At 41.2% G+C, this 22,781-nt stretch carries 22 protein-coding genes; 17 read left to right on the top strand and 5 right to left on the bottom strand.

Annotated elements, in window-relative coordinates:
- Positions 1–165: 165 nt before the first annotated feature.
- From RG47T_RS25925 to yihA, 3 genes are all read right to left on the bottom strand, one after another.
- A complete protein-coding gene (locus RG47T_RS25925) occupies positions 166–312 on the bottom strand; it encodes a hypothetical protein (protein WP_171972465.1) in 147 nt (48 codons plus the stop codon).
- A gap of 11 nt (positions 313–323) precedes the next feature.
- A complete protein-coding gene (locus tag RG47T_RS03285; RefSeq protein WP_074488105.1) occupies positions 324–1,247 on the bottom strand; it encodes an IS1595 family transposase in 924 nt (307 codons plus the stop codon).
- Between the two features lie 762 nt (positions 1,248–2,009).
- Positions 2,010–2,633 (bottom strand): ribosome biogenesis GTP-binding protein YihA/YsxC, encoded by a 624-nt coding sequence (gene yihA, locus RG47T_RS03275; RefSeq protein WP_074488102.1) that lies wholly within the window; start codon positions 2,631–2,633, stop codon positions 2,010–2,012.
- A gap of 111 nt (positions 2,634–2,744) precedes the next feature.
- Between yihA and RG47T_RS03270 the strand changes: the two genes are divergently transcribed.
- Positions 2,745–3,248: a VOC family protein gene (locus RG47T_RS03270; protein WP_074488101.1), complete on the top strand. Its 504-nt coding sequence runs from the start codon at positions 2,745–2,747 to the stop codon at positions 3,246–3,248.
- Positions 3,249–3,388: 140 nt separating this feature from the next.
- Here the strand turns inward: RG47T_RS03270 and RG47T_RS03265 are convergent, their stop codons facing one another.
- Positions 3,389–5,332 (bottom strand): KUP/HAK/KT family potassium transporter, encoded by a 1,944-nt coding sequence (locus tag RG47T_RS03265; RefSeq protein ID WP_074488099.1) that lies wholly within the window; start codon positions 5,330–5,332, stop codon positions 3,389–3,391.
- A 203-nt stretch (positions 5,333–5,535) separates the two neighbouring features.
- Here RG47T_RS03265 and RG47T_RS03260 point away from each other — a divergent pair, with 203 nt between their 5' ends.
- The 14 genes from RG47T_RS03260 (at position 5,536) to RG47T_RS03195 (ending at position 19,034) form a co-directional block, all read left to right on the top strand.
- Positions 5,536–6,045 carry a T9SS type A sorting domain-containing protein gene (locus RG47T_RS03260; protein WP_074488098.1) on the top strand — a complete coding sequence of 170 codons (510 nt, stop codon included), beginning with the start codon at positions 5,536–5,538 and terminating at the stop codon, positions 6,043–6,045.
- Between the two features lie 220 nt (positions 6,046–6,265).
- Positions 6,266–6,877, top strand: coding sequence for a fumarylacetoacetate hydrolase family protein (locus RG47T_RS03255; protein ID WP_074488097.1), 612 nt, complete (start codon positions 6,266–6,268; stop codon positions 6,875–6,877).
- A gap of 3 nt (positions 6,878–6,880) precedes the next feature.
- Positions 6,881–8,593: a M23 family metallopeptidase gene (locus tag RG47T_RS03250; protein WP_074488095.1), complete on the top strand. Its 1,713-nt coding sequence runs from the start codon at positions 6,881–6,883 to the stop codon at positions 8,591–8,593.
- Entirely contained in the window at positions 8,593–9,057 is a 465-nt protein-coding gene (gene bcp / locus RG47T_RS03245; RefSeq protein WP_074488093.1) for a thioredoxin-dependent thiol peroxidase, read from the top strand. Before RG47T_RS03250 ends, bcp begins: the two co-directional genes overlap by 1 nt.
- A gap of 32 nt (positions 9,058–9,089) precedes the next feature.
- Positions 9,090–9,935, top strand: a complete 846-nt coding sequence (locus tag RG47T_RS03240) for a transketolase (protein WP_074488091.1) — start codon at positions 9,090–9,092, stop codon at positions 9,933–9,935.
- A 108-nt stretch (positions 9,936–10,043) separates the two neighbouring features.
- Positions 10,044–11,021, top strand: a complete 978-nt coding sequence (locus tag RG47T_RS03235) for a transketolase family protein (RefSeq protein WP_074488089.1) — start codon at positions 10,044–10,046, stop codon at positions 11,019–11,021.
- A 22-nt stretch (positions 11,022–11,043) separates the two neighbouring features.
- Positions 11,044–11,598 (top strand): RNA polymerase sigma factor, encoded by a 555-nt coding sequence (locus RG47T_RS03230; protein ID WP_074488088.1) that lies wholly within the window; start codon positions 11,044–11,046, stop codon positions 11,596–11,598.
- Positions 11,599–11,649: 51 nt separating this feature from the next.
- Entirely contained in the window at positions 11,650–12,558 is a 909-nt protein-coding gene (locus RG47T_RS03225) for a hypothetical protein (RefSeq protein WP_074488086.1), read from the top strand.
- A 9-nt stretch (positions 12,559–12,567) separates the two neighbouring features.
- Entirely contained in the window at positions 12,568–13,071 is a 504-nt protein-coding gene (locus RG47T_RS03220) for a hypothetical protein (protein ID WP_074488084.1), read from the top strand.
- A 134-nt stretch (positions 13,072–13,205) separates the two neighbouring features.
- The gene (locus RG47T_RS03215) at positions 13,206–14,393 is read left to right on the top strand and encodes an aspartate aminotransferase family protein (RefSeq protein ID WP_074488082.1); all 1,188 of its coding nucleotides are present in this window, start codon (positions 13,206–13,208) and stop codon (positions 14,391–14,393) included.
- A 224-nt stretch (positions 14,394–14,617) separates the two neighbouring features.
- Entirely contained in the window at positions 14,618–16,894 is a 2,277-nt protein-coding gene (locus tag RG47T_RS03210) for a glycosyltransferase family 4 protein (protein WP_074488080.1), read from the top strand.
- On the top strand, positions 16,894–17,904 hold the full coding sequence (locus tag RG47T_RS03205; protein WP_074488079.1) for a glycosyltransferase family 4 protein: 1,011 nt from the start codon (positions 16,894–16,896) through the stop codon (positions 17,902–17,904). Before RG47T_RS03210 ends, RG47T_RS03205 begins: the two co-directional genes overlap by 1 nt.
- Positions 17,905–18,051: 147 nt before the next feature.
- On the top strand, positions 18,052–18,576 hold the full coding sequence (locus tag RG47T_RS03200) for an Xre family toxin-antitoxin system antitoxin (protein ID WP_245770772.1): 525 nt from the start codon (positions 18,052–18,054) through the stop codon (positions 18,574–18,576).
- Positions 18,577–18,578: 2 nt separating this feature from the next.
- Positions 18,579–19,034 (top strand): RES family NAD+ phosphorylase, encoded by a 456-nt coding sequence (locus tag RG47T_RS03195; RefSeq protein ID WP_074488078.1) that lies wholly within the window; start codon positions 18,579–18,581, stop codon positions 19,032–19,034.
- Between the two features lie 82 nt (positions 19,035–19,116).
- On the opposite strand, the gene RG47T_RS03190 is transcribed toward RG47T_RS03195, so the two are convergent.
- Positions 19,117–20,583: a glycoside hydrolase family 130 protein gene (locus RG47T_RS03190; protein WP_074488076.1), complete on the bottom strand. Its 1,467-nt coding sequence runs from the start codon at positions 20,581–20,583 to the stop codon at positions 19,117–19,119.
- A 151-nt stretch (positions 20,584–20,734) separates the two neighbouring features.
- Here RG47T_RS03190 and RG47T_RS03185 point away from each other — a divergent pair, with 151 nt between their 5' ends.
- Positions 20,735–21,412 (top strand): response regulator transcription factor, encoded by a 678-nt coding sequence (locus tag RG47T_RS03185; RefSeq protein ID WP_074488074.1) that lies wholly within the window; start codon positions 20,735–20,737, stop codon positions 21,410–21,412.
- Between the two features lie 12 nt (positions 21,413–21,424).
- On the top strand, positions 21,425–22,747 hold the full coding sequence (locus RG47T_RS03180) for a sensor histidine kinase (RefSeq protein WP_074488072.1): 1,323 nt from the start codon (positions 21,425–21,427) through the stop codon (positions 22,745–22,747).
- Positions 22,748–22,781: the final 34 nt, after the last annotated feature.

Genomic DNA, 22,781 nt, shown 5'->3' with positions numbered 1-22,781 from the left:
GGGTTAAAAAATAAGCGTGACTGATATTTACCTTTCGCTACCCTGGCTTCTCACGGCCAAACACACAAAAAGATACAGCCACGCTTTTACAGCGTACTTGGTATCTCGGTTGTGTGCTTGCTAATTGTGAGAATTTGGGTAGCACTCCGATGTTAGTACAATATTTTATTTTGCCGGTTTATTTTCCGGGGGTTTACCTAAAAAAGATGCCGCTATTACATCTTCAAAACTGCCTTTGATAGCCAGTTTTGTTTCAGTATGCTTTTTGGATCTTTTTTTAGGTTGTTGTTGCTCTTCCTTTTCTTTATCCATAAGATTCAAAGTTATGAAATTAATTTCGCGTAGGTAAGACGTTTGCCGTTTACGTTTTTAATGGCATCGGTAAACCTTACCGTATCCAGTACTTTACGTGTGTTATATTTAAATCCAAACTCATGGCAATATCTATGCAAGTGCTTAGGACTTACCTGATGAAATGTGCCAATGATGCCGCGTTTTAAATGACTCCAAAACCCTTCCAATGTGTTAGTGTGGATATTACCAGGCCTAACATATTCGTTTTCAGAGTGCATAACAACCTCATGGGTGTAAGTCTTATCTAATCCTTTATATGCACCGAAACCGTCAGTAATAACAGTTGATCCGGGTTTTACATTGGCATATATAAACGGCTTAATTGAATCTCCATTAGCCAAAGGCGTAACAATAGTAATGATGCTGCCATCCCTTTGCAGCATTGCCACTACAGGCGTTTTATTGATTGCGCCTGTACCTTTCTCATTTAATAATCTACGTGCCTTTGAGTGTTTATTACGGTGCTTACCGCCGATGTATGTTTCATCAACCTCAACCGTTCCCTCTAACATTTGCGGTGCATTATTAGTAAGCATTTCGCGTACACGGTGTAATAAAAACCATGCTGTTTTTTGCGTGATATTTAGATCCCGGCTTAACTGTAAACTACTGATACCTTTTTTATGAGCAGTTGCAAGATAAATGGCAGCAAACCAATAGCGTAATGATATTTTAGTATTCTCAAATATAGTTCCAGTTGTAACGCTGAATTTCTTAGCACACTCTTTAGCCTTGCATTTATAACCCCTGTTGGTTACATAAGCACCAACATTACCGCAATGCGGGCATGACGGCGTATCACCCCAACGCGAATCAGCAAGATACTTAACGCACGTTGCATCATCTTTGAAATAATCAAATAGTTGTAAAAGGCTTTTAAATTGAGTTGTCATTATCGTATAGTTTGCTGACACAAAGATATAGCTTTGTCCCGATAACTTCTAATTTAATTAATAATATTTTGTAGTTTAGCAGGACAACAACAACCTTATCATCATGTCAAATCAGCAGGATATATTAAGTAATCCCCATTTATTAAGGGGACATATTTTAGATCAAACAATTACGTTTGAAAGAAAAATAGACGACTATTTATCAACTTATTTTGCTGGTAATATTGTTTACTGAAAGAATAACACTGGATACAAAGAAGCAAATATTTGTTAGTATACTTAATCAACGCAATAAAGAGTTTACAACTAAGCATCCTAACTTTATTAAAACATTAGATAAATTAATACCTCATAGAAATATATTTGCTCATTTGGAGGTTGAAAAAGTTAAAGATAATGGGGATTTTGTATTCAAAAAATACAAATCAGGAAAACTAATACCTCAGATATATAGCAGGGAAAAGATGTGGAATATATTTATGGAGATGACTTATGTTAACCAACAACTTAACATACTTATACAGGAAATGCCCCCTCTGTCTTGATACCCGGCCGAGTACTTCAAACTTCATAGGAGGCACCCATTGTCTTAAATTTCTTGATGTAAATATACTGATTAACAAATACTTAATCAATAAAAAATGAATTTATCTTTGTCCCAACTGCTATATAGTTACCCTCGAGAGGGGAATGAAAAAGGATAAGTTTTTAGGTTCTTATTCCCCTCTCGTGAGGGGTTAGGGGTGTGTTCTGCGTTATTTTCTACTTATAATCCATATTATCAATCCCCTTAAACCGGGCATTAACACCATCAATAAAATTAAGTACTTCGTCGCGGCCAAGTTTATTTTCGGCTGATGTTACAAAGTAATCAGGCATCGGGTCGAAGGTTTCGGTTAGCTTGCTTTTAAACTGAGCCACGTTCTGGTCTGTTTTTAAGCCCGATTGCTTATCGGCCTTGGTAAAAATAATTACAAAGGGTAAACCGTGTTCGCCAAGCCAGTTACAAAATTCCAGATCGATCTTTTGTGGCTCCAGGCGGCTATCAATCAGTACCATTACGCACTGCAAACTCTCGCGCTTATCAAGGTAAAAGCGGATAAACTTGTTCCAGTCTTCCTTTTTACTTTTCGAAATCCGGGCATAGCCGTAGCCGGGTAAATCAACCAAAAACCAATCGTCATTGATCAAAAAATGGTTGATCAACTGGGTTTTACCGGGTGTTTGTGAGGTTTTAGCGAGGCCTTTTTTTGCGGTTAGCATATTAATAAGCGACGACTTACCTACATTTGAGCGCCCTATAAATGCATACTCGGGTTTCTCTGGTGGGGGTAGTTTTGATACCTGCGTATTACTGCAAATAAATTCTGCCGATTTTACAATCATAATGCAAAGGTAGAGTTTTAGTTTAAAGCATGGTAATATCACCAATTTTACACTGATGCAACACTAAATGCAAAGGTTAATATTAAATTTGAATGTTTAAACATATATTTTATGGCTGATTATCAAATCCCGGCTCAAACCCGTATAGGGCACGTTCATTTAAAGGTTAGTAACCTGCAACAATCATTAGATTTTTATTGCGGACTGCTCGGTTTTGAGCTGATGGTTAATTATGGCGACAGCGCTGCTTTTATATCGGCAGGTGGTTACCATCATCATATTGGCTTAAACACCTGGCATAGTAAAAATTCGCCCCCTGCACCCGAAACCGCACCTGGTTTATATCATACTGCTATCTTATATCCCGAGAGGAAAGATCTGGCAGCAATATTACAGCGGTTGATCGATGCTAAATACCAAATTACAGGAGCATCTGACCATGGTGTTTCTGAAGCTATTTACCTGAATGACCCTGACGAAAACGGAGTGGAGTTATATTGGGACCGCCCGCGCGAACAATGGCCAACAGACGAGCATGGCAATTTTACCATGTACACCCGCCACCTGGATATGCAAAGTTTAATGGCCACATTGGACGAAAATAATTTATCGTAGAGACACAATACTTTGTGTCTCGTATACAGAACCGCCTAAACGCAAAGACACAAAGTATTGTGTCTCTACAGTATAAAGTATAGAACAAGAAAGGCCGTCCCGATTTTATCAGGACGGCCTTTCTTGTTGATATTTTAATATTATTTTACCCGATGTATCTGCACCGTTTCGGGGTCAGCTAACATCAGTGGTACTTTTTCAACCGTTACAAAGCTCAGGTCGAGGCCAAAGTTGCGTTCTTCAGACAAGCTGATCTTCTTTAACTGGGTATAGAGCTCCATCACACCTTTTTCATATAATGACAGGGAATGTGAGCGTGATACCACTTTCTCGATAACTACGAAGCGGAAATCACCAACAATTTTGTGCTTGTTCAGCGATTCGTACCTGCTGGTAATATCTACCTCGCCTTTTTTAACCAGGTCTTCTACCACTTTTCTAAACAAGAGGTTAATCTGCTGTTCCACTCGGAAACCCAGTTTAAAGTCGATACGGATAAGTTTGTTCGGCACCAGGAAGTCAACTTCGTATTCACGGGTATAAGGTTCATCCATTACGTCAACGTGTACCAGCCAGTACACATCGGCACGCTTAGGCTGCTTTTGCAGTATGGAGTAAATGATCTTAGATTCTATTTCCGAATTAAAGTTAGCGCTGGTTAAGTATACCAGTTGCGAGGCATACTTGCTTACGCTATTATCGTCGCTCAACTCTTTAATAATGGTGTAATAATCTTCTATTTCTACAAACTTCACATAGCGGTTCCGGATTTTACGGGCCGTGTGCCATGTCCACATTATGCAGAACAGCACCGCACCTACAGAAAGCGTAAACCATCCACCATGTACAAACTTAATTAAGTTACCAAACAGGAAGGTACCCTCTATGGTAAGATAAACCACTAAGAACAGGGTAATAACATAGGTAGGATATTTGCGCCGCCGTAAAAATTTAGATACCAGTATGGTGGTCATTAACATGGCTACCGTTATACTTAAACCATAGGCAGCCTCCATCCTGTCAGACGCTTTAAACAGCAATACCACGCCGATACAACCGGCACATAACAGCCAGTTAACGCTTGGCACATATAATTGCCCTTTCTGTTCAGACGGGTAATTGATCTTTACTTTAGGCCAAAGGTTTAAACGCACGGCCTCGGCTATCAGCGTAAACGACCCCGATATTAAAGCCTGGCTGGCAATAATAGCAGCGATAGTGGCAATGCTGATACCGTAGATCAAAAACCAGGTAGGCATGATTTCATAAAAAGGATTATGAATATTTAAGTCTTTGGTTTCGCCCTGAAATTTAAGCAACCAAACAGCCTGGCCCAGATAATTGAGTATCAAACAGCTTTTTACGTAAACCCAGCTTACCCGGATATTGTCGCGGCCGCAATGCCCCAGATCCGAATACAATGCCTCGGCACCTGTGGTACACAGGAAAACCGCACCCAAAATGGTCAATGCCTTCGGGCTGGTACTTAACAGTTCGAAAGCATAATAAGGGTTAAGCGCTTTAAGTACATAGGGAGCCTGGGCTATTAAAACAATGCCCAAAACACCCATCATACTAAACCACAGAAACATAATTGGCCCAAAAGCCTTGCCTACCAATGAGGTACCAAACTGCTGAATAAAGAACAGGAAGGTAATAATGGCAATAACAATGTAAATGGTTGGCAGCTGAGGGTAATATGTTTTTAAACCTTCAATAGCCGCCGAAATGGTAATAGGCGGTGTAATAATACCGTCGGCCAGTAAAGCGCACCCTCCTAACACGGCCGGTACAATGAGCCATTTGGCCCGCCTGCGTACCAGCGAGAAAAGTGAGAAAATGCCGCCCTCGCCTTTGTTATCGGCTTTTAATGTAATAACTACATACTTAAGTGTGGTTTGTAAAGTTAATGTCCAGAAAATACAGGATACTCCACCGAGCACCAGCACCTCAGAAATGCGCTGACCGCCAACTATAGCTTTAAAAACATATAATGGGGATGTTCCGATGTCACCGTAGATAATACCCAAACTGATAAGGATACCAGCAGCGGTGAGCTTGTTTAAATCTTTGTGTTGTGTCACTATATTGTTAAAAGATGCTGCAAAAGTATTAAATGTTTGGTTATAACATAACGGCGTCCATACTCGTATAATTAACACGTAAACAACATTACAACCATTAAAGGTTTAATTTTGTTAAAATTTGTTAAAATTATTAAGAAAAACGCATTGTACTTAGTACATTAAGCTGGTTAATTTATAGTTTTGCAATGTGAACTTGAATTATGAGGCAAAAATTTACTTTTAATTTTTTATGGATACTATTAATTGCGGTGGCAATATCCATAAATTTTGCCTTCGGTTTTTCGCAGCAGTTTAAAACCGACACCGCCTACCTGCGGATCAAAAACGCAAAAGCCAACCCGCATAGCTCTTATTTAAAAAACGGTTTCCATTTAAATTTCCCTGCTATCAAGGCATTTGTGTCGCCGGCATCAAAAGTGGGTATGGCTAAACCACCCGATGACAGCAAGTTGCTAAGTAACGTAACCATTTTCCCCAACCCGGTTACAGACCAGATTAATCTTAAATATACCATTACCCGTAATACCAATGTAACCATTAAAGTTATGGATGTGCTGGGTAATAACGTACTTACCCTGCTATCGCAACGGATGGATCCCGGAGAACAAAAGTTTTCTTATAACCTCAACAAGCAACTTACCAGCGGCTTTTACTTTGTACGGGTTGTAGTAGGTACAGAATCTGTGATCAAGCGCATTTCTGTGCTTTAGATAGCCCCCTGAAGGGGAATAAAAATCTTACTTGCATTTCTTACCCTTTTGTAATTTCGATCGTAGGGCGAAACCTTCTGCGCGCGAACAACTGTACAAGATTTCTCCCTACGGTCGAAATGGCTACATATTATCTAAACGCTCAACGCAAAATTTTAATTACAGCCAACATCCTGCATGTTTTAATGTTTAGCTTTGGCATTTACACCTGTTTACTTGTATGAAAATAATTGCCATCGGCCGTAATTATGCCGAACATGCCAAAGAGCTGAACAACCCTGTACCTACAGTACCGGTTATTTTTATGAAGCCCGATACTGCTTTGCTAAAAGATAATAAACCTTTTTACCTGCCCGATTTTTCTGACGATGTACATCACGAAATTGAGGTGGTTTTAAAAATAAGTAAGGAAGGCAAGCATATCGACGAAAAATTTGCAGCCGGATATTACGACGAGATTGCTATTGGCATTGACTTTACCGCCCGTGATATTCAACAAAAACATAAAGAGAAAGGCCTGCCCTGGGAACTGGCCAAAGCATTTGATAACTCTGCCCCGGTAAGCAATTTTTTGCCTAAGGATAAATTTGCCGACCTGTATAACATCGGTTTTAAACTGGATGTTAACGGCCAGGCACGCCAGGCAGGCAGTACTAAAGACCTAATCTTCTCTTTCGAAAAAATCATTGCCTTTGTATCCAAATACATCACCCTTAAAAAGGGCGATTTAATTTATACCGGTACCCCCGAAGGCGTAGCCAAAATAAACGTAGGCGACCACCTGGAAGGTTACCTCGAAAATGAAAAACTTTTAGACTTCTACATTAAATAACGCATGCTGAAATACCCCGCTGTTGCTGCTCTATTACTTGCACTTTTTACACAAAATAAAAAAGCACAAACGCCAACCATACAAAGCAAAACCTACCCGCAAAATATATTCCGCTACCCGCTCGATATCCCGCCCAGCACGGCCGGGGGCTTTGGCGAACTACGTGGTAACCATTTCCACTCCGGTTTAGATTTTCGCACCAATCAGCGCGAAGGCTATCCTGTACACGCTGTTTATGATGGCTACATATCACGTTTAAGGGTACAGTTTGGCGGTTTTGGTAATGCACTTTACATTACACACCCAAACGGTTATACCTCGGTGTATGGCCACCTGCAACGGTTTAGCCCCGAGATATTGCAAGTGCTGCGCGAGCAGCAACGCATTCAGCAAAAAGACCTGGTTGATATTAGCCTTACCCCTATGCAGCTGCCTGTTTACAAAGGGCAAATTGTGGCATGGTCGGGCAATACGGGAGGGTCTGCCGGGCCGCATTTACACTTTGAGCTGCGCGACAGCCAGAATGAAGAAACCATTAACGCCCAGTTATTCGGCCTAACTATTCCAGATCGTGTACCTCCAACCATTTCGGCCATAGCACTGTATAAACTTAATGGTAATCCATTCAGCGAGAAAACGGCACATACTTTTTACCCGGTAGCCGGGGCTGCAGGTCATTACCATTTGGCCAATTCGCAGGTGTTAGAAATTGGCAGCGATGCCGGTTTAGGTATTGCCTGTGTGGATCAAAACAGCGCATCGGCCAACCGAAACGGTGCTTACTCTATCGAGGTTAAGCTAGATGGCACCATCATTTACACCATGGCCATGGAGCGCTTCGCCTTCGATCAAACGCATGCCATTAATGCATACATAGATTATCCTACAGCTCAAACTACCGGCCGGATGATGCAGAAATGTTTCATTTTGCCGGGTAGCAAAATAACCATCTACCCCCAATCTGTAAACCGGGGTATTATTAAATTAACCGATGATGCCGTGCATGATGTAGAGTACGTGGTAAAAGACGTGGCCGGCAATACATCAACCCTGGCCATAAAAATAAAGGCCGGGCCGGAGAGTAAAGCAATAGCTGCACAACCTGCCGCAGGTACAACCCGTTTACACTACGATCAAAACAATGTATTTAGCAGTGATAATTTAAAAATGATCATTCCGCCGGGTAATTTGTATGACGATCTGGATTTCACCTTTGCCAAATTGCCTAAGCATGCCGGGGCATATTCGGCTACCTATCACCTGCATAACCGCCTAACCCCAATCCACGACCAGTTTGAAGTATGGATTAAGCCCGACAGTACCATCGGTACATTAGCGAACAAAGCCGTTATAGTTGGAGCCGATGAAGCAGTTTACGAAGATGGTTATGTGAAAGCCCACGCCAAAGGCTTTGGCGATTTTTACGTACGTTTAGATACCGAACCGCCTTTTATTCGCCCCCTTAATATCATTAATGGTGGCAGCATGGCCGGTAAATCAAAAATTTCTTTTAAAATTGGCGATAGTTTATCAGGAATTAAAGCTTACCTCGGCAAAATTGATGGCGAATGGGTATTAATGGAGTGGGATTATAAAACTAAGCTTCTAAATTATACCTTTGATACCAGCATAGCCCCCGGCAAGCATAAACTTGAATTAACAGTTACAGATAATAAAGATAACGCGGCTACATACACCGCAGATTTTTACAGATAATGGCAACTTTAACAACAGGCACCAAAGCACCCGACTTTACAGCCAAAGATCAGAACGGAAAAATAGTTTCACTGGCAGATTTTAAAGGAAAAACGACCATCCTTTATTTTTACCCAAAAGATGATACCCCCGGTTGTACTGCCGAAGCTTGCGATTTTAGAGACAATTACCAGTTTTTAAGCAGCCAGGGTTACGAAGTAATTGGGGTGAGTGTTGATGATGAAAAATCGCACAAAAAATTTGAAACCAAATACAGCCTGCCCTTTACCCTGATAGCCGATGTTGACCATGAAATTGTGGAGGCTTACGGTGTTTGGGTTGAGAAAAACATGTACGGTAAAAAATATATGGGTGTTGCCCGCAACACTTTTATTATCGACGCCGATGGTGTAATTAGCCAGATCATTGAAAAAGTTGACACTAAAAACTCCTCTCAGCAAGTTTTAGACCTGTTGAAGAAATAAATATTTAAGCATAAACCAACCTTCCGTAATTAATGACTACTGATATTGATGAATTAAAAAGTATCGCCTCGCAAGTAAGACGCGATATTGTTAGAATGGTACACGGTTGCCAATCCGGTCACCCGGGCGGCTCTTTAGGCTGTACAGATTATCTGGTTGCGCTGTATTTCTCAGCCATGAACCACGATTCTGAATTTAACATGGACGGCATAGGCGAAGACTTGTTCTTCCTGTCAAACGGCCACATATCCCCAGTATTTTACAGCGTACTGGCGCATGCTGGTTACTTTGATAAAGCAGAATTAGCTACCTTCCGTAAACTGGGCACCCGCTTACAGGGGCACCCTACCACACATGAGCATTTACCGGGTGTACGTATTGCCTCAGGCTCACTAGGCCAGGGCTTATCAGTTGCCATTGGTGCTGCACAGGCTAAAAAACTAAACAAGGATGCCAGTTTGGTTTTCACCCTGCATGGTGACGGCGAATTACAGGAAGGCCAGATTTGGGAAGCTGCCATGTATGCCCCACACAATAAAATTGATAACCTGATTGCTGCTGTTGATGTTAACGGCCAGCAAATTGATGGTTCTACCAAAAATGTATTATCGCTTGGCGATCTGCATGCCAAATGGACTGCCTTTGGTTGGGATGTACTGGAAACCCAGGGTAATAACATGGAGTTCCTGCTGTCTACCTTAGCCGAAGCCAAAAGCCGTACAGGCCAGGGCAAACCAATTGTAATTTTACTGCATACCGAAATGGGATACGGCGTAGACTTTATGATGGGCAGCCACAAATGGCACGGCGTTGCACCTAACGATGCACAACTGGCACAGGCTTTAGGGCAGTTAGAAGAGACTTTGGGAGACTATTAATTTAGTCAGAACCAAGAGTCAAGAATCAAGAGACAAGACATTAATCATAGAACTTAAAAATATTCGAACTCCCTCTCCTATGGAGAGGGCTGGGGTGAGGCTCTTCTCATGAAAAAATACACTTACACAGATAAAAAAGATACCCGTTCGGGCTTTGGCGCCGGACTATTAGAGGCAGGTAAACGTAACGAACAGGTGGTTGCACTTTGTGCAGATTTGATCGGTTCATTGAAAATGCAGGATTTTATTGCGGCTTTCCCTGAGCGTTTTTTCCAGACTGGTATTGCCGAAGCCAACATGATGGGTATGGCTGCCGGTTTAACCATTGGTGGTAAAATACCTTTCACAGGTACATTTGCTAATTTCTCAACTGGTCGTGTTTACGATCAGATTCGCCAGTCTATTGCTTACTCTAATAAAAATGTAAAGATCTGCGCTTCACACGCAGGCTTAACCCTGGGCGAAGATGGTGCAACCCACCAGATCCTGGAAGACATAGGCCTAATGAAAATGCTACCCGGTATGACGGTTATTAACCCGTGCGATTACAACCAGACCAAAGCTGCAACCATTGCAATTGCAGAATACGAAGGCCCCGTTTACTTACGTTTTGGCCGCCCGGTTGTGCCTATTTTTACAGACCCTGATCAAAAATTTGAGATCGGTAAGGCATGGATGGTTAATGAAGGCGCAGATGTAAGTATCTTTGCAACAGGCCATTTGGTTTGGGAAGCTATACAGGCAGGCGAAATTTTAGCAGAACAAGGTATTGATGCCGAGATCATTAACATACATACCATTAAACCGCTTGATGCAGAAGCAATATTAGCATCAGTACGTAAAACAGGTTGTGTAGTTACCGCAGAAGAGCATAATCGCTTAGGTGGCCTTGGTGATAGCGTTGCACAGGTACTGGCAACACAGCTGCCAACCCCACAAGAGTATGTGGCTGTAGATGATAGCTTTGGCGAAAGCGGAACACCGGAGCAACTGATGACAAAATATGGTTTAGATGCTGCCCACATTGTAGAAGCAGCTAAACGCGCCATTAAAAGAAAAACAAAGTCGGCAGTAAGTGCTTTATAGTATTAACTCTTAAAAAAGATAAATGTCTGTACAGGTTGAAGATGCCGAAATACTAAGCAAGTTCCAGGACGTAAAAACCAGGAATGAAGCCTTTAATCTTTTATTGAAGAAATATCAGCAGAAAATTTACTGGCATGTTAGACGCATGGTTATTGATCATGATGATGCCGACGACCTGGTGCAGGACGTGTTTATTAAGGTGTGGAAAAACCTCGAAGGCTTTCGCAGCGATGCGCAGCTTTACACCTGGATGTACCGCATTGCTACCAATGAGTGCATCACGTTTTTAAATAAGAAGAAACAGAAAAACAATATTTCGCTCGATGAAGTTTCGTACGAACTAGCCGACACACTTGCCGCTTCTACTTATTTTGACGGCGACAAGGCGCAGCTTAAATTGCAGCAGGCCATATTAACCCTGCCCGACAAACAACGCCTGGTATTTAATATGAAATACTTCGACGATATGAAGTATGAAGAAATGTCGGACGTGTTGGGCACAAGTGTGGGTGCTTTAAAAGCATCATTTCACCTGGCGGTCAAAAAAATCGAAAGCTTTCTGTTATCTAATGATTAATTTTAATTTTTGCTTTAAACCTTTTAGCACTATTTATATCTATAATACGATATGACAAGCGATATAGACAATAAAGAATGGCCAGATGAATATCCGTCACTTAAACAGGTTAACCCAAATAACCCGTTTACAGTACCGGCTGGCTATTTTAGTGAGTTGGAAGGGAGGATAATGTCAGTCATAAATTTAAGTGAGTCACCATCGTTACAGTCTTTTATTGTACCCGATAATTATTTTGAAACATTAAGCAGCAATATTGTAAGCAGGATTAATATTGAAGAAAAATTTAATACCGATGAGCAAAACTTCACTGTACCTCAAAATTATTTTGAGAACATGGAGCTGCAAATTAAAAGTCGTATTGCTGTTGATGACGCCTTAAAGGCCGATGAGCAAAGCTTTGCCGTACCTCAAAACTACTTTGAGGATATGGCAGCGCAAATTAAAAGCCGCATTGTAATTGAAGATGCATTAAAAGCTGATGAGCGAAGTTTTGCCGTGCCTCAAAATTACTTTGAGGATATGGCAGCGCAACTTAGCAGTCGCATTGTAGTTGAAGAAGCAATGCAGGCAAAAACATCGTTTACTGTTCCAGAAAATTATTTTGAGGAACTTAACCGCAAGGTATTAAACCAGGCAGCTGGTTTAGAAGCGGCTAATCGTAAAGGTGTGATCAGGAGGCTGGTATCAACTGCAGCATTTAAATATGCGACCGCTGCCTGCTTTACCCTGGTTGTAGGTGCTGCTATTTTCATCGGGCAGATAGATAGCCCTTCTGCAAAACACGATAGCACTTATTTGCATAAGGCATTATCAGACATTCCGGATAATGATATTGAGAGCTATTTACAATTACATATGGATGCCGGTGATACCCGCAGTGTAATTGACCAGGCCGATCAAGGCAAAACAAATAACGTAAGCACAGATGATCTTACAGATTATCTAAGTAATATTTAACAAACCGGAATGAATACGCTGATGAAATATCTGTTTTTTGTGCTGCTGCTTTTTTGTATGCGGTATGAAACAAGTGCGCAACCAGGGGCTCTTCCGTATCGTAATTCGGTGCCCACAACAACGTACCGCCCAAACTTTAACCCAAATAACAGGGCTAACGGGATGCGTAAGCTCGAGGCAACACGTAATGCGTACATCAACAAAAGGCTTAACCTTACACCAGAGGAAGCAGAACGTTTTTGGCCGATATATAACCAGTACCAAACCGAATTAGGTGCGGTATTGCGCCAGCGCCGCATCAATAATTCTAACCCACAGAATAATGGGATTGACCAGGTAGACCGGGATATTAATTATGAACAACAGATCCTCAGTATCAGAAAACGTTATAAAGACGATTTTTTAAGAATACTGCCTCCCGAAAAGGTAAGCCTGCTGTACCAAAGCGAACGCGAGTTTAAAGACGAACTCATTAAACAGCTTCGTGAGCGTAAACCGGAGGGACAGCGATAATTCTCTTTAATTTGTTGATGAGATAATTTGTCAATTTGCTGATTAATTACATAAAATTAATCAGCAAATTTGTGCTTTGTAATGATTTGCTATTTTATTAACAAATCATCAAATTATCTCATCAACAAATTAACATGCTAACCCTTCGCCAGCTCTTTTTAGCCAACAACGCCCAAACTACCGATTTCCCTTTACTGCTGGAGTTTGAGCAAGCTAAAGGTATTTATATGTACAATGCCGATGGCAATGTCTATATGGACCTAATATCTGGCATTGGCGTAAGTAATATTGGCCATGGTAATGATGCCGTTATTAATGCGATTAAAGAGCAGGTAGATAAATATATGCACCTCATGGTTTATGGCGAATACGTGCAAACCCCGCAGGTACGTTTTGCCGAAAAGCTGGTAAGCCTGCTTCCATCAACATTAAATTCTGTTTACTTTGTAAACTCCGGCACAGAAGCTGTTGAGGGTGCTTTAAAACTTGCTAAACGTTATACAGATCGCAAGGAAATTATCTCTTGTCATAACTCCTACCACGGTAGTACGCATGGTGCATTGAGTGTTATGGGTAATGAGCATTTTAAAACGGCTTATCGCCCATTATTACCCGATGTTAGTTTTATCAATTTTAATAACATGGCCGATCTGGCCAGCATCACTGAGCAAACTGCCTGTGTAATAGTGGAAACCATACAGGGCGAGGCCGGGATCCGCGTACCTGATGCAGCTTATATGCAAGCCTTAAGAAACCGTTGTACCGAAACAGGAACGCTGCTGATTCTGGATGAAATTCAGGCTGCCTTTGGCCGCACGGGCAAATTATTTGCCTTTGAGCATTTTTGCATTGTGCCCGATATATTATTGCTGGCCAAAGCTCTTGGCGGCGGCATGCCGGTAGGTGCATTTATTGCATCTGCAGAAATTATGTCGGCATTGAAAAACAACCCGATACTGGGTCACATTACTACATTTGGCGGCCACCCTGTATGCTGTGCGGCCGGCTTGGCTGCACTAAACGTTTTACTGGATGAAAATTTAGCAAACGGCGTTGAAGAAAAAGGACAGCTATTTCACCAATTACTGGTTCACCCGGCCATCAAACAAATTCGTGGTAAAGGCCTGATGCTGGCTGCCGAGCTGGAGAGTTTCGATTTCAACAAAAAAGTAATAGACCGCTGTATAGAAAACGGCCTCATTGTAGATTGGTTTCTGCACTGCGATAACTCTATGCGTATTGCCCCTCCCCTTATTATCACCCTTGATGAAATTAAACAGGCCTGTGCAATTATTTTAGAAGCGATAAGCTACTTTAGTTAAACACCTGCCTGTAAATCTTTGGCAGTTTAGCCCTATTCAGCTATTGTGATAGTGTATTGGTATAGTTTATGTACTATATTGTACGCAAGTGTGCATTTGCCGTAAAAAGCAACGTAAAAGCATATTTTCAACTTCACGTTGCCCTTTTTTTTAGTCACACAATGTCAAAAAAAGAGAATTCAGTTCCACTTGCCTAACTTCTATTTAATACATTCTACCAAAACATGAAAATAGCTTACATTTCAACCTACCCACCCCGCGAATGCGGTATTGCAACATTTAACCAAAATCTGATGCGCGCCATCAGTGCGAATTTTCCAGAAAGAAGCAATTTGTCGCAAAGCGGTTTTGTTGTAGCTGTTAATGATTCAGAGAACCTGCAGGAGTATGAATACCCGGAAGAGGTAAAATATGTGATCCGCCAGAATGATCAAAAAGATTATATCCGTGCTGCCAATTATATCAACACCAGCAATGCCGATGTTTGCATCCTGGAGCATGAATTTGGGATATATGGCGGCGAAAGTGGCATCTATATTTTGCCATTGCTTAACCGTTTAGAGAAACCGCTTATTTCTATTCTGCATACCATATTACGCGAACCAAGTTATGTGCAGCGCATCATCATCCGCGAAATTGCCGAGCAATCGTCAAAAATAATTGTGATGAGCCAGCGTGCGGTTGAATTCCTGACAACTATTTACGATATCGCACCAGAAAAAATCCAAATCATTGAGCACGGGGTTCCTGATCTGGAAGAACCGGAAATTAACCCGGTAAGTGAGCTCACCGCATTTAAAAACAAACGTGTACTGCTTACCTTTGGCTTAATAAGCCGCAATAAAGGTTTGGAAACTGTAGTAAGAGCCTTACCCAAAATAGTAGAGAAGCACCCTGATGTTATGTACGTGGTATTAGGCAACACTCACCCTGGCGTAGTAAAACACTCGGGCGAAGAATACCGCGACAGTTTAAAAACACTGGCTGCCCAGTTAAAGGTGTCAAATCACCTTACTTTCATCAATAAGTTTGTATCAGAAGAAGAACTGATTAATTACCTGACTGCTGCCACCGTGTATGTAACACCATACTTAAATGAGGCACAAATTACCAGCGGTACGTTGTCGTACGCAGTAGGATCTGGTGCTGCAGTTGTATCAACACCATACTGGCATGCTACCGAGCTATTGGCGCACAACAGGGGACGTTTGTTTGATTTTAAAGATGCCGATGCCCTGGCAGATAATATAAATGATTTGCTGGATAACGAAGACAAACTAAATACACTTAAACAAAATGCTTACGAATACGGCTTACACCTGCGCTGGCCTAAAACAGGTGCCGAGTTTATCCGCGTAGCGCAGGAATCATGCTTAAACCATGACTTTAGCGACAAGATATTAAAGAACAGCATTGTTGACCCGGAGATACTGCCAAAGTTTAGCCTGACACACGTACACCGCCTAACAGACGATACTGGCATTGTACAGCATGCTAAATATGGCATCCCAAATTTAAAAGAGGGCTATTGCCTGGATGATAATGCCCGCGCCTTAATTATGGCATTAATGGCTTACCAACGCAACAAAAGCCAGGAAGCATTAGAATTATTGCCTATTTACCTGAGCTATATTCACTACATGCAACGCGATGACGGTAATTTCCGCAACTTTTTAAGCTTTGATCGCCGTTACCTGGATGAAGTTGGTTCTGAAGATTCATTTGGCCGTACCATATGGGCGCTTGGCCACTTAATTAGCTGCGCGGCCAATAACTCGTACCGCGAGTTTGCGATGGAAATTTTCCACAAATCGTATCCGCATTTTCAAAATCTGAAACATATTCGTGGGATGGCAAATACCATTATCGGCATCTGCCTTTACCTTAAAGTTTACCCTACCGACGAAGGTATGCTGGCCGAATTGGTTAGATTAACACAACCGCTGATTGATGCTTATGAAAAAACACAATCGCCAGACTGGCAATGGTTTGAAGAAGGCATGACCTATGACAATGCCATTATGCCATTAGCCCTGTTACACTCGTGCGAAATTACCGGAGATGAAAATGCTAAACGGATTGCTATCAATACCATGGCATTTTTAGATAAGCTAACCCTTTCTAATGGTTACTTAAGCCCTATTGGTAACGATGGCTGGTATTATCGTGGCGGGGTATTCCCTACTTTCGATCAACAGGCTATTGAAACAATGGCTATGGTGATGATGCATTTCCAGGCGTATGAAACATTCCGTCAGCCGGAGTATATCGAGAAAATGTTTTTAAGCTATAAATGGTTCCTGGGCGAAAACACACTGCGCGCACCATTGTATGATTATGAAACCAAGGGCTGTTGCGATGGATTAATGCCCAATGGCATAAACCGTAATCAGGGCGCCGAAAGTACCTTAGCGTATCTTATTTCGCATTTAACGGTATTAAAAGCCTTTGAATTGGAATACGAATACAAAAAATTTGACCAAAGCGTTAAGGCTTGTTAATGAGAGTTGCCGTTTTAGCCCCTGTTGCCTGGCGCACACCGCCCAGGCACTATGGCCCTTGGGAGCAAGTAGCGTCAAATATTGCCGAAGGACTGATTAAAAAAGGTGTTGAGGTAACCCTTTTTGCCACCGGTGATTCTATTACCGGCGGTACATTAGCTGCTGTTTGCGAAACGGGTTATGAAGAAGACCGAACCCAGGATGCCAAGGTGCTGGAATGCCTACACATTAGCAACCTAATGGAAAAAGCTGCCGGTTTTGATCTGATCCATAACAACTTCGACTTTCTACCGCTTACCTATTCGGGATTGATAAAAACGCCATTGATTACCACGATACATGGCTTTTCGTCGCCAAGGATTATACCGGTTTATAAGAAATATAATAATCGTGGACATTATGTATCCATCAGTAATTCGGATCGTAGCTCGGAGTTAAACTATTTAGGCACTGTGTATAATGGTTTAGATACCAAGGATTTTACTTTTGTAGAACAACCAGAGGATTATCTGGTGTATTTCGGTCGAATTCACCCAGACAAGGGCACGGCTGAGGCCATTGAGATAGCTCAGAAAACTAAACGCAAACTATTAATTGCAGGGATTATCCAGGATGAAGGTTATTACAAAAGCAAAGTAGAGCCCTATATTGATAATGATCAGATCATTTATGTTGGCCACGCAGGCCCGGACAAGCGGAAAGAGCTTTTGGGTAAAGCGGCAGCATTATTGCACCCTATTAGCTTTAATGAACCATTTGGCATGAGTGTAGCCGAAGCTATGCTTTGCGGCACGCCAGTTATTGCTTTTAACCGTGGCTCGATGCCAGAGTTAATTAAAGACCAAAAAACCGGCTTTTTAGTAAATAACGTTGAGGAGGCTGTTAATGCCGTTAATCAATTAGCAGCCATAAACAGAAAAGATTGCTACGATTGGGCCTCGGCCAATTTCTCGTGCGATAAAATGGTGGATGATTACTATAGGCTTTACGAGCAGATATTGGGTAATTAGTTCTTAGATGTAAGTCATTTATGAGGCTGGGAATACTTCCCGGCCTTTTTAGTTTATCCCTTTAAGTAAAAGGAAATATGGTATTTAATGTTACAAAAGCAAATGGAAAAATTTCTATATTTATTAGAAAAATTTCTATATTTGTATATGAGCAAGATAAATAAAAAAGATAACCCGGCTAAAAAAGCTATTTACAAAAATGCAGCTTCTACTGCCAATATGGTAAATGACTACGCCGTTGCTTATGTGAAAACACCTGTCAACAATATTGATGCAGCCGCTTATCATCCATTTTACGCAAACCCTGTGGCTTTACTTACCAGCTCAAAAAAAGGGTTGGAGGCTAAAGCAGCCTTAGATTTTTTAAATCTGTCTGGCTTTAGCCATCAGCAGTTTCAGGAAACTTTTAAAACCACGGTTAAAACCATACAAAATTATACCAACCAAGCGCAAAAGCTCGATGCATCGCTCAGCGAAAAAATATTAAAGGCCTTTGCGCTATTTGAAAAAGGCATTGCCATATTTGGCTCTGCCGATGTTTTTTACAAGTGGCTTAACCTGCCCGCCTATGGTTTAGGTAACCAAGTCCCTTTCGATATTTTAGATACTTTTACCGGCGTTAACCTCATCGAGGAAGAACTCATCCGCCTTGAGTACGGAGATTTAGCATAGCAATGCTGATCTATAGAATTACGCTTAGCAAGTTTGCTGACAAATTAATGGCATCCGGCAGGGCAGCACGCTGGAACCCTAACGAAACCGAGGTTATTTATACAGCATCTTCACGATCATTAGCTTGTTTGGAGAATGTGGTACACCGTAGCCAAGTGGGCCTCAATCAGCTTTTTAGTATCCTCACGATTGAAGTACCTGATAACCTGAAAAAGGGAGTAATAAAACTAAGTGATTTGCCAACGGACTGGAGAGAATTTGCCCAAATGCCCTTAACCCAAAACATTGGCGAGAATTGGTTAACCAAAAGCGAAACAGCCATTTTACAAGTCCCATCTTCTATTATAGAAGAAGAAGTTAACTATCTCATTAACCCGCAACACATAGATTTTAAAAAAATTAAGCTATTAAGAACTGATCGCTTTGTATTTGATATGCGGATAAAGAGCCCCTCCTAACCTCCCCGAAGGGGAGGAATAATAAAGTTAAATTTCAAAATATTTAAAGTCCTCTCCTTTGGAGAGGATTTAGGAGAGGTTTCTATGCACCGTCACTCAATAACCTGTCAATCAAAGCATCTACTTCCACTTCTGCAAATGAGGTAGAGTAATCAGACAAGCCGTAAGGGATTATCAGTTTATTGTTATGAATAATAGAACCGCACGAGTAAATAACGTTGGGTACGTATCCTTCACGCTCTTCACTATTAGGCACCAATAGCGGCTCCTTTAAACGGCCGATTTCTACAGCAGGATCATCTAATTTCAACAAGCTCACGCTTAGTACATATTTACGCATCGGGCCAACGCCGTGGGTTATCATAATCCAGCCGTGCTCAGTTTCTATAGGCGAACCACAGTTACCTATTTGCACAAACTCCCAGCTAAACTTAGGTGTCTGTAACTTAATAGGTTTCTCCCAGATATTGATTTTGTCCGAATACATGATGTAGTTATTCCACCCATCAATACGGGAAATCATTACATATTTACCATTGATCTTACGCGGAAACAGGGCCAGGTTTTTATTCTGTGCACCATCGCCATACAAAGGCATAATACGGAAATTATAAAAATCGTTGGTTTGCAGCAGTTTGGGCATAATCAATGCGCCATCATATGCTGTATAGGTGGCATAGTAAACCGGGCTGCCATCATCGTTAGTAAACTTTACAAAACGGGCATCTTCTATACCTTTACGCTCATACTCTGAAATTGGGAATATTACGCGGTCAGAGATATCGGTATCCATCGAAAATACGATCTCGTAATAAGAATCTGCCAGCCAGAGGATCTTGTCATACTCGAGCTTCTTCAAGTCGTCTGCCTGCAATTTTTGAGAATCTAGTAAAATACGGCGCAGATTTGCGTATTCGAAATGATGATCGAGTTTACCTTCAATCTCGCTTAACACATCAATATTTATCTGCGTTACTACCGCTTTATCAAAAAATAATTTTTTATTATATACCGCATTACGTACAATTTCGGCCTCATCAATATAGCTACCTGCCGGTATTACGGTGATGTTGTTATACCGGTCAATTAGCGCACGGCGGAAAGTGATAGACGAAATGTGCCCCTCGCCCACTGCCCTAAAACTGATGATCACCCGGCGTTCGCCATCTTCCAGATCGCTTTGATCGGGGTCTTCAATAATTGAGGGATTAAAAAATGCGGCAGATTCGATAGAATACTCATGGGTAAAATACGAACCGATAAGCAGTTTTAAATATACTGTAAGGCTGTCATAATCGATATTAAGTTCTTCGAAAAGGTTTTTTAGTTTACTGCAGTGGCGGTTCAAAACACGGGTAATGTTTCGGTGCCTTTTAGAATATTCTTGCAGCAGGGGCGAAATGATACCGAAGGCTTCTTCTTCGGTTAATTCCATAACCCTTTGTATTACTTCTTTAGCACGGTCATTACCATTGAAAAAAAATCGTGCAATAACACGTTTCGGATCGGGATTTACTCTGACGGGCTTACGCTCAATAGAAAGTCTCATATAAAAACAGTTAACACATTAACAGCAACACAGCTAAATTGATTGCAGCAATTTTACAAACCTTAACTTATATTTCAGCATTTAAGATCGTATTTATTGAAACACGTTTATTTTGAAGATAAGTTTTACTTTTTTGTAATTTGGCAGCAATATGAATGTTTTAATTGTTGAAGACGAAAAAAGTTTAGCCCTTGAGCTTGATGAGTATTTAAGCCACGAAGGTTTTACCGTTGAACATGCCCGCACGCGCAAGTCGGCCGAGGAAAAGATTTTTGTAAACAACTACGATTTTATCCTGCTTGACCTTGGTTTGCCGGATGGCGATGGCTTTGAGCTGCTGAAAATGTTTAAGCAATTAAAAGAGCGCGATGATGCGGTGATCATATTAACGGCCCGTGCGGCTGTTGACGATCGTGTACGCGGCCTGGAAGAAGGTGCAGATGATTATCTGCCCAAGCCATTTTCATTAAATGAACTGCTGGCTCGTATGCATGCTATTACCCGCCGCAAGCACAAGCTGGAAAGTAATGAAATAACCGTTAAAGGTTTTAAAATAAACATCCAGAACCGTACCGTTAGCTTTGGTACCGAGCGCATTAACCTTACCCGTAAGGAGTTTGAAATATTAAATTACCTGGTTTTAAACAAGAACAGGGTAATATCGCGCACCAACCTTACAGAGCATGTTTGGGGCGATGTACTTGAGATCAACTCCGACTCGAACTTTGTTGACGTGCATGTTAAAAACTTGCGCAAAAAGTTAGCGCAGCATGCACCTACAGATTGGTTTGAAACTGTGCGCAGCATTGGCTACCGCATTAATATTTGATAAAGCTAAACCATGAAACTGCAGTTTAAACTGGCTTTATACAATACACTTACTAAGGTGGCTATCATCTTTTTTACGGGCGGGGTTATCCTTATCTCGCTCGAGAAAATATCATATCATCATATTTCGCTGCGGCTGGAAGCCAAAAAGAATGAGTTTTTAAGAAGCCTTTCTACTAAAAGGATATCACAGATTCTGGAACAGCACAACAGTTTTACAGACTATAATATTTTAAAAGACGATTATATTATGCTGAAGCAAGTAAAGTATGAGCACATTACTACCGTGGTTGATACTTTTAGCACCGCACAGCGTACAATAGACAAAAGCACCGACACCTACCGCATATTAACCTGCAAGTTCAATTATTACAAGCGCACCTATATACTAGAGGTAGGCAACACTATTGATGCAGTAGAAGACCTTAAAAACACCATTAAGGGATTTACTTTGGTTATCCTCATCTTCGCCCTATCGTTAACGTTAATTAGCGACCTTATTTTTACCAAATACCTGCTTAAACCATTTTATAACATTATCGAACATAAGCTCATCCGTGTAAATGATCCGCTTAATTTTGATTACCAGAAGGTAGAGACATCTACCCAGGACTTTAACCTGCTGGATGACAGCATTAACTCGCTGATGAAAAAAATTACGGATATGTTTTTGCTCGAAAAGCAATTCATAGCCAATGTTTCGCACGAGTTAATGACACCGATCTCTATCATAAGCTCGCGGCTGGAAAACATATTGCTGCATGAAGGATTAACGGAGGATGCCGAAAATAAAATCTTTGCATCGCTTAAAACATTGATCCGTTTAAAATCTATCATTAACAGCCTGCTGCTTATATCGCAGGTAGAGAATAATCAGTTTAATAAAAACGATATTGTTAAAATACCCGAGGTACTTGCCGAAATAAACGAAGAACTGGAAGACCGCCTGGAAGACAGAAACGTTACTTTAAATAATACACTGCAACATAAACAGCTGATTATTGGCAACCGCAGTTTAATGCACACCTTGTTATTTAATTTAATTAATAATGCTATTAAGTACAATCATCAGGGTGGCAGCATTACTATTATTGATAAGATAGTTAACGAGCATTACATACTCCAAATTATTGATACTGGGGTTGGGATGGATAATATACAGGTAGAAAAAGCCTTTACACGTTTCGAAAAGCTGGATACAGACGAGCGCGAAAGTTACGGCTTGGGGCTGGCCATTGTAAAAAGCATAGCCGCGTTTCATAAAATAGACATCAAGGTTACCTCAGAAAAAGATAAGGGGACAATTATTAGTCTCCAATTTAACGACCGACAGTAACTTCACTAAATCTTCATATAGCATCCGCATCTTT

Origin of the sequence: Mucilaginibacter polytrichastri, from assembly GCF_001911425.1 — a bacterium.
GTDB classification, from domain to species: Bacteria; Bacteroidota; Bacteroidia; order Sphingobacteriales; family Sphingobacteriaceae; genus Mucilaginibacter; species Mucilaginibacter polytrichastri.
This window is presented reverse-complemented; position numbering and strand designations above follow the sequence as displayed.

Coding starts and splice junctions, on each gene's coding strand:
- RG47T_RS25925 (WP_171972465.1), bottom strand. CDS start 312: ATGGATAAAGAAAAGGAAGAGCAACAACAACCTAAAAAAAGATCCAAA.
- RG47T_RS03285 (WP_074488105.1), bottom strand. CDS start 1,247: ATGACAACTCAATTTAAAAGCCTTTTACAACTATTTGATTATTTCAAA.
- yihA (WP_074488102.1), bottom strand. CDS start 2,633: ATGATTGTAAAATCGGCAGAATTTATTTGCAGTAATACGCAGGTATCA.
- RG47T_RS03270 (WP_074488101.1), top strand. CDS start 2,745: ATGGCTGATTATCAAATCCCGGCTCAAACCCGTATAGGGCACGTTCAT.
- RG47T_RS03260 (WP_074488098.1), top strand. CDS start 5,536: ATGAGGCAAAAATTTACTTTTAATTTTTTATGGATACTATTAATTGCG.
- RG47T_RS03255 (WP_074488097.1), top strand. CDS start 6,266: ATGAAAATAATTGCCATCGGCCGTAATTATGCCGAACATGCCAAAGAG.
- RG47T_RS03250 (WP_074488095.1), top strand. CDS start 6,881: ATGCTGAAATACCCCGCTGTTGCTGCTCTATTACTTGCACTTTTTACA.
- bcp (WP_074488093.1), top strand. CDS start 8,593: ATGGCAACTTTAACAACAGGCACCAAAGCACCCGACTTTACAGCCAAA.
- RG47T_RS03240 (WP_074488091.1), top strand. CDS start 9,090: ATGACTACTGATATTGATGAATTAAAAAGTATCGCCTCGCAAGTAAGA.
- RG47T_RS03235 (WP_074488089.1), top strand. CDS start 10,044: ATGAAAAAATACACTTACACAGATAAAAAAGATACCCGTTCGGGCTTT.
- RG47T_RS03230 (WP_074488088.1), top strand. CDS start 11,044: ATGTCTGTACAGGTTGAAGATGCCGAAATACTAAGCAAGTTCCAGGAC.
- RG47T_RS03225 (WP_074488086.1), top strand. CDS start 11,650: ATGACAAGCGATATAGACAATAAAGAATGGCCAGATGAATATCCGTCA.
- RG47T_RS03220 (WP_074488084.1), top strand. CDS start 12,568: ATGAATACGCTGATGAAATATCTGTTTTTTGTGCTGCTGCTTTTTTGT.
- RG47T_RS03215 (WP_074488082.1), top strand. CDS start 13,206: ATGCTAACCCTTCGCCAGCTCTTTTTAGCCAACAACGCCCAAACTACC.
- RG47T_RS03210 (WP_074488080.1), top strand. CDS start 14,618: ATGAAAATAGCTTACATTTCAACCTACCCACCCCGCGAATGCGGTATT.
- RG47T_RS03205 (WP_074488079.1), top strand. CDS start 16,894: ATGAGAGTTGCCGTTTTAGCCCCTGTTGCCTGGCGCACACCGCCCAGG.
- RG47T_RS03200 (WP_245770772.1), top strand. CDS start 18,052: ATGAGCAAGATAAATAAAAAAGATAACCCGGCTAAAAAAGCTATTTAC.
- RG47T_RS03195 (WP_074488078.1), top strand. CDS start 18,579: ATGCTGATCTATAGAATTACGCTTAGCAAGTTTGCTGACAAATTAATG.
- RG47T_RS03190 (WP_074488076.1), bottom strand. CDS start 20,583: ATGAGACTTTCTATTGAGCGTAAGCCCGTCAGAGTAAATCCCGATCCG.
- RG47T_RS03185 (WP_074488074.1), top strand. CDS start 20,735: ATGAATGTTTTAATTGTTGAAGACGAAAAAAGTTTAGCCCTTGAGCTT.
- RG47T_RS03180 (WP_074488072.1), top strand. CDS start 21,425: ATGAAACTGCAGTTTAAACTGGCTTTATACAATACACTTACTAAGGTG.